Source organism: Microbacterium sp. (assembly GCF_047605725.1).
Classification (GTDB): domain Bacteria; phylum Actinomycetota; class Actinomycetes; order Actinomycetales; family Microbacteriaceae; genus Microbacterium.
Genome location: NZ_JASGFE010000072.1, coordinates 1 through 8,718 on the forward strand (window position 1 = coordinate 1; position 8,718 = coordinate 8,718).

At 70.7% G+C, this 8,718-nt stretch carries 9 protein-coding genes; 1 reads left to right on the top strand and 8 read right to left on the bottom strand.

Going from position 1 to position 8,718, the window contains the following annotated elements; translation table 11 throughout:
* Nucleotides 1–219: 219 nt before the first annotated feature.
* The 4 genes from QM641_RS12180 to QM641_RS12195 all read right to left on the bottom strand — a co-directional run bounded on the left by QM641_RS12180 (nucleotide 220) and on the right by QM641_RS12195 (nucleotide 4,809).
* The gene (locus QM641_RS12180) at nucleotides 220–1,338 is read right to left on the bottom strand and encodes a glycosyltransferase (RefSeq protein WP_415116853.1); all 1,119 of its coding nucleotides are present in this window, start codon (nucleotides 1,336–1,338) and stop codon (nucleotides 220–222) included.
* Nucleotides 1,339–1,341: 3 nt separating this feature from the next.
* Nucleotides 1,342–2,553, bottom strand: coding sequence for a glycosyltransferase (locus QM641_RS12185; protein ID WP_415116855.1), 1,212 nt, complete (start codon nucleotides 2,551–2,553; stop codon nucleotides 1,342–1,344).
* Nucleotides 2,554–2,681: 128 nt separating this feature from the next.
* Complete coding sequence (locus QM641_RS12190) at nucleotides 2,682–3,227, bottom strand: hypothetical protein (RefSeq protein WP_415116857.1); 546 nt, start codon at nucleotides 3,225–3,227, stop codon at nucleotides 2,682–2,684.
* Between the two features lie 64 nt (nucleotides 3,228–3,291).
* Nucleotides 3,292–4,809 (bottom strand): polysaccharide biosynthesis tyrosine autokinase, encoded by a 1,518-nt coding sequence (locus tag QM641_RS12195; protein WP_415116859.1) that lies wholly within the window; start codon nucleotides 4,807–4,809, stop codon nucleotides 3,292–3,294.
* On the opposite strand from QM641_RS12195, the gene QM641_RS12200 reads away from it, so the two are divergent.
* Entirely contained in the window at nucleotides 4,808–5,398 is a 591-nt protein-coding gene (locus QM641_RS12200) for a hypothetical protein (protein ID WP_415116861.1), read from the top strand. The two genes, QM641_RS12195 and QM641_RS12200, sit on opposite strands and share 2 nt — an antisense overlap.
* A 478-nt stretch (nucleotides 5,399–5,876) precedes the next feature.
* Here the strand turns inward: QM641_RS12200 and QM641_RS12205 are convergent, their stop codons facing one another.
* The 4 genes from QM641_RS12205 to QM641_RS12220 all read right to left on the bottom strand — a co-directional run.
* Nucleotides 5,877–6,359 carry a heat shock protein transcriptional repressor HspR gene (locus QM641_RS12205; protein ID WP_415116863.1) on the bottom strand — a complete coding sequence of 161 codons (483 nt, stop codon included), beginning with the start codon at nucleotides 6,357–6,359 and terminating at the stop codon, nucleotides 5,877–5,879.
* A gap of 21 nt (nucleotides 6,360–6,380) precedes the next feature.
* Nucleotides 6,381–7,367, bottom strand: coding sequence for a DnaJ C-terminal domain-containing protein (locus QM641_RS12210; RefSeq protein WP_415116865.1), 987 nt, complete (start codon nucleotides 7,365–7,367; stop codon nucleotides 6,381–6,383).
* Between the two features lie 9 nt (nucleotides 7,368–7,376).
* Complete coding sequence (locus QM641_RS12215) at nucleotides 7,377–7,964, bottom strand: nucleotide exchange factor GrpE (RefSeq protein WP_415116867.1); 588 nt, start codon at nucleotides 7,962–7,964, stop codon at nucleotides 7,377–7,379.
* Between the two features lie 5 nt (nucleotides 7,965–7,969).
* The coding region (locus tag QM641_RS12220; protein ID WP_415116869.1) for an Hsp70 family protein at nucleotides 7,970–8,718 on the bottom strand (749 nt) is incomplete at its 5' end.

The following is an 8,718-nucleotide window of genomic DNA, read 5'->3' on the forward strand; positions in this document are numbered from 1 at the left end:
GAGTGAGACACTACGAAACGAAATCAACGTTGCAATAGCAGCTTGAACCCGCCGCACCCCGGCGGCAATATGCGCCCACCCAACGCACACGGAAGCCGAGACCCACCCCTCACCTGACGCAAAGTGTCGCGCAGCCGCGCCAGCGCGGCAATATGCGCCCACTCAGCCAGAGCAGGCCCCCGCGCAGCAGCAACGCCGCGCATCAGCGCACGCGCAGGCTCAGCGCCGCGCGCGAGCCCGGCGCGCCGCGACCACCCCGCGTGCGGCCTCGACAAGCCGCGCGGCGGATTCCTCCCACGTGAACCGTGCGATGTGCTCGCGACCCGCCGCGACGACCTCCGCGCGCGCGGCGTCGTCGTCGAGCGAGCGGACGGCGGCGGCGAAGGCCGCGGCATCCGTCGCCGGCACGTACAGCGCCCCGTCCCCCGCCACCTCGTGGAAGATCTCCAGGTCGCTGACCACGGCGGGAACCCCCAGGGCGAGCGCCTCGGCCACCGGCAGCCCGTACCCCTCGTCGAGGCTCGCCGTGACGAGCACCCCGCCGTCCGCGAGCAGCTCGGCGTAGCGCTCGTCGGTCACGCCGCCGTGGAAGACGACCGAGGCGCCCACCGGCACCAGCGCCTCCAACTCGGCCCTGCGCGCCGGCGAGATGCGGCTCAGCAGGTGCAGCGTGCGCCCGGGGAGCCAGGCCATGGCGCGCACGAGCGTCTCCACGTTCTTGTACGGCATGAACGAGCCCATGTACACGAGGTTCACCGGCGCTCCCGCGCCCGGCGACGCGGAGCCGGGCAGCAGGTCGGCGAGCCGCTGCGGAGCGTTGGGGAGCACCACGATCGGCCGCTTCGTGAGCCGCACCCGCTCGAACTCCCGCTTGCTCGTCTCGCTCACGGTCGCCACGACATCGGCGGCGTTCAGGGTCAGCCGCTGCGGCAGGTAGCTGAGGTGGAACAGGCGCCACAGCAGCCGCACCCCCCAGGACAGGTCGCGCGGCGGCGTGCGGTGCCGGTAGTAGATCGTGTCGTGCAGCGTGAGGATGAGCCCGAACCGCCGCCCGGCCGAGCCCATCGTCTGCATCGGCGAGTACACGACGTCGGGCGCGAGCCGGTTCAGCACGCGCGCGGTCAGCGGCTCGATCACCGAGGTCGGCGCGTGGATGCGCACGTGCGCGACGCCTTCGGGCAGCAGCGCGAGCTGGGCCGGGTCGTGCACCACGAACGTCACCTCGACGTCGGTGCCCGCGGTCGCCGTGGCGAGCGCGTGCGCCAGCTCGTGCGAGAACCGGCTGATCCCGTCGTGGAAGTCGGTGCGGAGGTAGCGCGCGTCGAAGAACAGCCGCACGACTCAGCCCCCCAGCGGCTCGCCGCGATACAGCTTCTCGAACGTGTCGAGGGTCCGCTCGATGTCGTGCACCTCGACGCCGGCGAGCGAGGCCTGCTGCATCGCGAGGTACTCCTCGGGCGAGGCGGTGAGGACGCGGCGGAGCTTGTCGGCGAGGTCGTCGACGTTGCCCGGCTCGAACAGGTAGCCGTTGACGCCGTCCTGAACGAGGTGCGGGAGGGCCACGGCATCCGCAGCCACGATCGGCAGGCCGGATGCCATCGCCTCCATCGTCGCGATCGACTGCAGCTCCGCGATCGAGGCGATGGCGAAAACGTCCGCGCGGGTGTACGCCGCGCGCAGCTCCTCCTCCGACGTGCGTCCGTAAAAGGTCACGCGGTCCTGGATGCCGAGCTGCTGCGCGGTCAGTTCGAGGTTGCGGTGCTGGTCGCCGCCGCCGACGACGTCGAACACCACGTCGAGCTCCGGCGCGAGCTTGGCCACCGCCTTGAGCGTCACCTCGACGTGCTTCTCGGTCGTGAGCCGGCCCACGAACAGCACCCTCCGGTGCGGGCGCGGAGTGAGATCGGGCGTGTAGTTGCGCTTCTCGATGCCGCAGCTGATCGCAATGACGCCGTGGATGTCGATCGTGCGCTCGAGGAACTCCGCCGCGCGGCGCGTCGGGGTGGTCACGGCGCGCGCCATCTCGAACGTGCGCCGCGCGTCGTTCCAGGCGAGCTGGATGGCGTATTTATCGAGGAACGGCGGCAGTGTCGTGAAGTCGATGAGGTTCTCGGCCATCACGTGATTGGTGGCGATCACGGGTATGCCGCGCTGGTGGGCGATCCTGGTCAAGCCGCGCCCCAGGATGATGTGCGACTGGATGTGCACGACATCGGCCGGCACCTCATCGAGGAGCTTGCGCGCGTAGTGTTTCGCGCGCCAGGGCAGCACGAAGCGGAGCCAGTCGTGCGGGTACCACCGCACCCCGGGCGGGCGGTGCACGGTGATCGGCTGCCCTTCGACCTCCTCGACGAACGTGCCGCTGTTGAAATAGCCGACGCTCGGGGTCAGCACGTGCACGTCGTGGCCCCGGGCGGCCAGGCCCGCGGAGAGGCGCTCGGCGAACCGGGCGGCCCCGTTGACGTCGGGCTTGAACGTGTCGCACGCCATCACGATCGTCAGGGGTCGGCGGGCCTCGGCGGGGGTGTCGGAGGGCGTCGCGGATTCGGTCACGGGATGCGCATGGCCATTCTGTGTCGGGAGGCGCGCTTCGTGGGCTCGCCTCCCCGAGTCTACCCGAGGGGCTCAGGGGCGCCGGGAGGACGGCTCGTGCGGCTCCCGGAACGGCGCGCTCGGGGCCGCTACCAGAGCGTGAGCTTGTTGCTCGAGTAGGGAGTGGTCGCGCAGTAGCTCGTGAGCACGTAGGCGCCGCCGTGCGCGATATTGGTGCCGGTAGCGCTGCCGTCGCGGACGAAGATGTTGTCGGTGTTCGAGTACGGAAGGGTCGAGTCGAACGTTCCGTATTGATCGGGGACGATGGTGATCGGGATCACGATCGACGTGTTGGCGCCGATGGTGCGCGTGCCGAGATCGACGCCGATCAGGATCTTGCCCGAGGCGACCTGCGACTTCCCCGTGTTGCCGTCGAACGCGAACGGACCGATGGTCCTGGCCGGGAACTTGTACGTGCCATGAAGCACGGTCAGAGTGCCCGTGTAGACACAGCTCGCCGAATTGCGCACGATGATGGTCTTGTTCACGTCGTCGACCTCGTACGTGAGGGACTGCTGTCCGTCCGCGCACGCCGGAGCGGGCGTGGTCGCCGCCGCGTACGGTGCGACGACCATCGCAGCCACCGTCGGCACCGACCATGCGGCGCCTTTCAACAGGGTGCGCCGCGATGTCACGGACGCACGCCGATCTGGACTTTTACTCATTCCTACCCCCGGTCGTGAACGATAGCACACGCCGTCACATCGGCGCGGCCCTCCCCTCTTCCGGCCGGCTCGAGTAGTCGTAGCGGTAGGAGCCCATCGACTCGCCCGTGCGCGGTGAGACGCGGTTGAGGATGATGCCCAGCGGCCTCGAGGAGACGCGTTCGAGGTGGCTGAGCGCCTTGGCGAGCTGTTCGTAGGTGGTCTTGCCGGCGGATACCACGACCAGGGCCCCATCGGTGTTCGCCGCCAGCACCGCCCCGTCGGTGACCGGAAGCAGGGGCGGCGCGTCGATGAGCACGGTGGCATCCGTCGCCAGCTCGTCCAGCAGCGCGCGCATGCGCTGCGAGCCGAGCAGCTCGGTCGGGTTGGGCGGGGTGTGCCCGGCGCTGAGCACCGTCAGGTTGCCGTCGGAGCCGATGGGCTGCGCGACGTCGGCGAGGCTCGCCGTCCCGACCAGCACGTCGGTCAGCCCCGCGCCCTCCGGCAGGCCGAACGAGGCCGCCACCGTCGGACGGCGCAGATCGCCGTCGATGAGGTGCACCCGCTGTCCGCCTGCCGCCATCGCCAGAGCGAGGTTGGCCGCGACGGTCGACTTGCCGTCGCCGGGAAGCGGCGAGGTGACCACGATCACCCGCGGCGGATCGTCGATGTTCATGTAGCGGAGGTTCGTGCGCAGCTGCCGGATCGACTCGGTGACGGCGACCTCGCCGTCCTTTCCGCCGAGGCGTGCGCCGTCGAACTGCGCCGCGCCGACCCGGTCGCCCGCCGAGAGACGCTTGTTGATCGGGATGGCGCCCAGGACCGGAACCCCCAGCTCGCGCTCGACCCCGTCGGCGGTGCGTACGCGACGATCGACCGAGCGCCGCACGAGGGCGTACACGACGCCCGCCGCAAGGCCCAGGAGCCCGCCGATCGCCAGAGCGAGCCTGACGTTGGGCGAGGTCGGGGCGGCCGGGAGCTCGGCCGAGTCGACCGGCACGAGACCGACGACCGATGCGCCGCCGGTGGCGCCCCCGAGGTCGGCCAGATCGCCCTGGTTCTCCAGTACCGTCACCTGGCGGACGAGCCCCCGCATCCAGGCGTTCGCCAGCGCGCTCGCCGCCTGCGGACTCTCGGCATCGGCGGTCACCCTGATCGTGACGGAGTCGATGGGCCTCGTGACCGAGATGCGCCTGACCAGCTCGTCCGGGGCCACGTCGAGCCCGAGCTCGTCGATGACGAACTCAGCCACGGCGCGGCTCTTGGCGATGTCGACATAGCTGGCGGCCCGCGCCCGCGCGAACGAGTCCCCCACCGACGCCTCGGACAGGCTCGAGGCCTCGCCGGTGGAGATCCAGCCGGACGCATCGGCCGTGTACACGCGCGGCTGAAGGAGCGTCCAGCCGAAGGCGAGCGCGGCGCCGAGCACCGTGGCCACGACGATCGCCGCCCAGTGCGCTCGCACGAGCGCGATGTAGTCGCGAAGTTCCACGGTCCCCCCTGATCGCGTGAGTAATACAGCATCCCACGCGAGAGCCGCCGACGGGAGCTGCGCCCCGTACGCTGTGGTCATGCCCCGTCTTCAGGCCGACGCCGACCCCGCCCGTTGGGTCGCCGTGACCGACTCGTTCGGCCCGTCCGGCCGGCGCGCCCGAAAACGCGCGATCAGGATGCTGCTGACCCAGGCGAACGCGGCCCTGGGACAGACCGAGCGGCGCGGCAGCGGCTTCGCCGCGTGGGCCATGAGCCAGGCGGCGCCGCTGCTCATGCGAAAAGCCGCGGGTCGCGTGCTCGTGTGGGTGTGGCGGGCCGATCCGGAACTCCTGGTCGCGATGGCCCAGGTTCAGGAGGCCACGCCGCAGCTGCGCGCCGCGCGCGCCATGATGCCGATGGAGTACGACGACACCGAGGAGTTCCGCGGCACGTATCTCGGCATCGGCGAGAAGCTCGCCATGCCCCTGCCCGCGGACGCGCGCACGCCACCGTTCGCCACCTACACGTGGGACACCGGCGGCTCGTTCGTCACGCTGACCGCGGTGTGCTCCGACCGCGAGCGCTTCGGCACCGTGCTCGGCGCGGTCGACGACCTGGCGCGCACGCTGCGTCTCGCCGACGACCTCACGGTCGGCGAGTCCGCGCGCGTGCTGCGCATCGACCCCTGACCCCTCCCGCGGCGCCCCGATCCCTGGCATCCGCGCCCCTCACTGCCCCCGCGGCCCACTCACTGCCCCCGCGGCCGAGTCACTGCCCCGCATGCCGAGTCACTGCCCCAACATCGAGTCACTGCCCTCCAGCACATTGACTCGCGAGAAAGCATTGACTCGCGAGAAGAGCATTGACTCGGGAGAAGAGCATTGACTCGGGAGACCAAAGCACTGCACCCGAGCCCAGGGCGCCGAGCCGGGGGCAAGGTCACAGCGACTCCGCACCGAGCCACTACCTCCGCGGCACCCAGTCACTGCCCTATCTGCGAGTCACTGCTCTCCAGCACAGTGACTCGGCATTAGGGCAGTGACTCGCGGCCGGGAGCAGGAGGGGACAGGGTCAGGAGGGGACGGGGCCAGGTCGGGACGGGGCCAGGTCGGGACAGGGTCAGGTCGGGACAGGGCCAGGTCGGGACGGGGCCAGGTCGGGACGGGGTCAGGGGCGGTCGGGGTCGCGGAGCGGCTCGTCATCCTCGTCGACATCGACCTCGACCCACTGCCTCGGGCGCCACAGCACGACGTCGGTCGCGCGACGCACGCGCGTGCCGCGTCGAAGCGTCACGACCGCACCACTGGCGCCCGCGGCGAAGACACGCGCGCCAGGACGCTGACTGGTCTCGGCGCGCAGCCGCTGCTCCAGCTCGACGACCTGACGGCGGAGCGTGCGCACCTGGTCCTCCAGATCGAGGATGCGGGCGATCGCCGGGAGGCTCATGCCGCCCACCGACAGCCGCGCGACCTCGCGCAGCTGTGCGACGTGGCGCAGGGAATAACGGCGCGAGCCGCCTTGAGTGCGCGCCGGCACCACCAGGCCGAGCCGGTCGTACTGCCGCAGGGTCTGCGGGTGCATGCCGGCCAGCTCAGCGGCCACCGCGATCGCGAGGATCGGGGCGTCCTCGTCGATGTTCTCCTCCGGCATCCGTCGCCACCTCCTCGCGCGTCAGCCCCGCGCCCTGCTCAGCAGGTCCGCCCGCGGGTTCTCGGTCGGCTCCAGCTCGTGGAACCTCTCCAGCGCCTCGCGCGCGGCCCCGTCGAGGTGCGAGGGCACGACGACCTGCACCTCGGCGAGGAGGTCGCCGGTGCCCTTGCCCGTGCTGACCCCGCGGCCCTTGACGCGCAGCACACGACCCGAGGGCGTTCCCGGCGCGACGCGGAGCTTCACCGGGTCGCCGCCGAGCGTCGGCACCTCGATCGTCGCGCCCAGGGCCGCCTCGGTGAAGGTCACCGGCACGGTCACGCGCAGATTCAGTCCCTCGCGCGTGAACACCGGATGCGGGCGCACCGTGACCGCCACCACGATGTCACCCGGCTCGCCGCCGTCCGGCGACGGACGTCCCCGACCGCGCAGCCGGATCTTCTGGCCGTCGGAGACCCCGGCGGGGATCTTCACCTTGAAGGGCTTGCCGTCCTCGCCCTGGAGCGTGATGGTCTCGCCCCTGGTCGCGGTGACGAAGTCGATCGTCGTGCGCGCGGTGACGTCGGCGCCGCGCTGCGGACCACCGTAGCCGCGGAAGCCTCCGGTGGACTGGCCGAAGCGCCCCGACCCGAAGCCGCCGCCCTGCTGCCCGAACATCGCGAAGATGTCGTCGAAGTCGGCCTGCTGGTATCCGCCGCCGCGGGCCTGCCCGAAACGGCTGAAGACGTCCTCGAAGCCGCCCGCGCCCTGGCCGCTCGCGGTGAAGCGGGCGCCGGAGCCCATCGCGCGCAGCTGGTCGTACTCCTCGCGCTGCTCCTTGTCGGAGAGCACCGAATACGCCTCGCTGACCTCCTTGAACTTCGCCTCGGCCGCGGCATTCCCCTGATTGGAGTCGGGGTGGTATTTGCGCGCGAGCTTGCGATAGGTCTTCTTCAACTCGGCGTCGGAGACGTCCTTCGAGACGCCCAGCGTCTTGTAGAAGTCCTTGTCGAACCAGTCCTGACTGGCCATGGATGCCTCCTACTCGGCCGGGACGGCGACGACGACCTTCGCGGGGCGAAGCTCGGTGGTGCCGAGACGATAGCCGACCTCGACGACCTCGAGGATCGTCGGCTCGGTGACCCCGGGGGTCGGCGCCTGGAAGATGGCCTCGTGCTGCAGCGGGTCGAACGCCTCGCCGGCGGCCCCGTAGGCGACCACGCCGAGCCGCTCCACGACGCCGCGCACCTTCTCGGCGATGGCCGCGAAGGGCGTGCCGTCCTCCAGATCGCCGTGCTTCTGCGCGCGGTCGAGGTCGTCGAGCACGGGCACGAGCCCCTTGACGACGGCGCCCTTGGCCCGCTCGATCTCCAGCTCCCGCTGCTCCTCGGTGCGGCGACGGTAGTTGGCGTACTCCGCCTGCAGCCGCTTGAGGTCGGTCAGCAGCGTCGTCTCCAGGTCGGCGATGACGGCGTCCTCGGCCGCCGCGGCATCCTCCGTCTGCTCGGCGCCGAGGATGTCCTCCACCGTGAGCGGCTCCCCCTGCGGGTCGGGGTCGGAGGCTGTCGCCTCCGACCCCTGCTCGCCGGGGACCTCGTCGATCGGCTCTTCGAAGTCCTTGTCGGTCATGCGTCCTACTTCTTCTCGTCCTCGTCGTCGACGACCTCGGCGTCGATGACGTCCTCCTCCGAGGACGCGCCCTCGGCCGCCGAGTCCGCGGGTGCATCGCCCGAGGCATCCTGCGCCGCGGATGCCTGCGAGGAGGCGTAGATCGCCTCGCCGAGCTTCGTCTGGCTCTGGCTGAGCTTGTCGAACGCGTTCTTCACGGCGTCGTCGTCCTCGCCGGCCAGCGCGCTCTTGAGCGCGTCGACGTCGGCCTGCACCTCGGTCTTGACGTCCTCGGGGAGCTTGTCCTCGTTGTCCTTGATGAGCTTCTCGATCGAGTACGACAGGGTCTCGGCCTGGTTGCGCACCTCGGCGGCCTCGCGGCGCTTCTTGTCCTCGGCGGCGTGCTCCTCGGCCTCGCGCACCATGCGCTCGATGTCGTCCTTCGGCAGCGACGAGCCGCCGGTGATCGTCATCGACTGCTCCTTGCCGGTGCCCTTGTCCTTGGCGGACACGTGCACGATGCCGTTGGCGTCGATGTCGAAGGTGACCTCGATCTGCGGGATGCCGCGCGGAGCCGGCGCGATGCCGGTCAGCTCGAACGTGCCCAGCGGCTTGTTGTCGCGGGTGAACTCGCGCTCGCCCTGGAAGACCTGGATGGCCACCGACGGCTGGTTGTCATCGGCGGTCGTGAAGGTCTCGCTGCGCTTGGTCGGGATGGCGGTGTTGCGCTCGATGAGCTTGGTCATGATGCCGCCCTTGGTCTCGATGCCGAGAC

What these genes read in the sequence shown, in the direction of transcription:
- QM641_RS12200 (WP_415116861.1), top strand. Translation starts at nt 4,808, where the DNA reads ATGCCCCGTCTTCAGGCCGACGCCGACCCCGCCCGTTGGGTCGCCGTG.
- QM641_RS12195 (WP_415116859.1), bottom strand. Translation starts at nt 4,809, where the DNA reads ATGACCACAGCGTACGGGGCGCAGCTCCCGTCGGCGGCTCTCGCGTGG.
- QM641_RS12205 (WP_415116863.1), bottom strand. Translation starts at nt 6,359, where the DNA reads ATGCCGGAGGAGAACATCGACGAGGACGCCCCGATCCTCGCGATCGCG.
- QM641_RS12210 (WP_415116865.1), bottom strand. Translation starts at nt 7,367, where the DNA reads ATGGCCAGTCAGGACTGGTTCGACAAGGACTTCTACAAGACGCTGGGC.
- QM641_RS12215 (WP_415116867.1), bottom strand. Translation starts at nt 7,964, where the DNA reads ATGACCGACAAGGACTTCGAAGAGCCGATCGACGAGGTCCCCGGCGAG.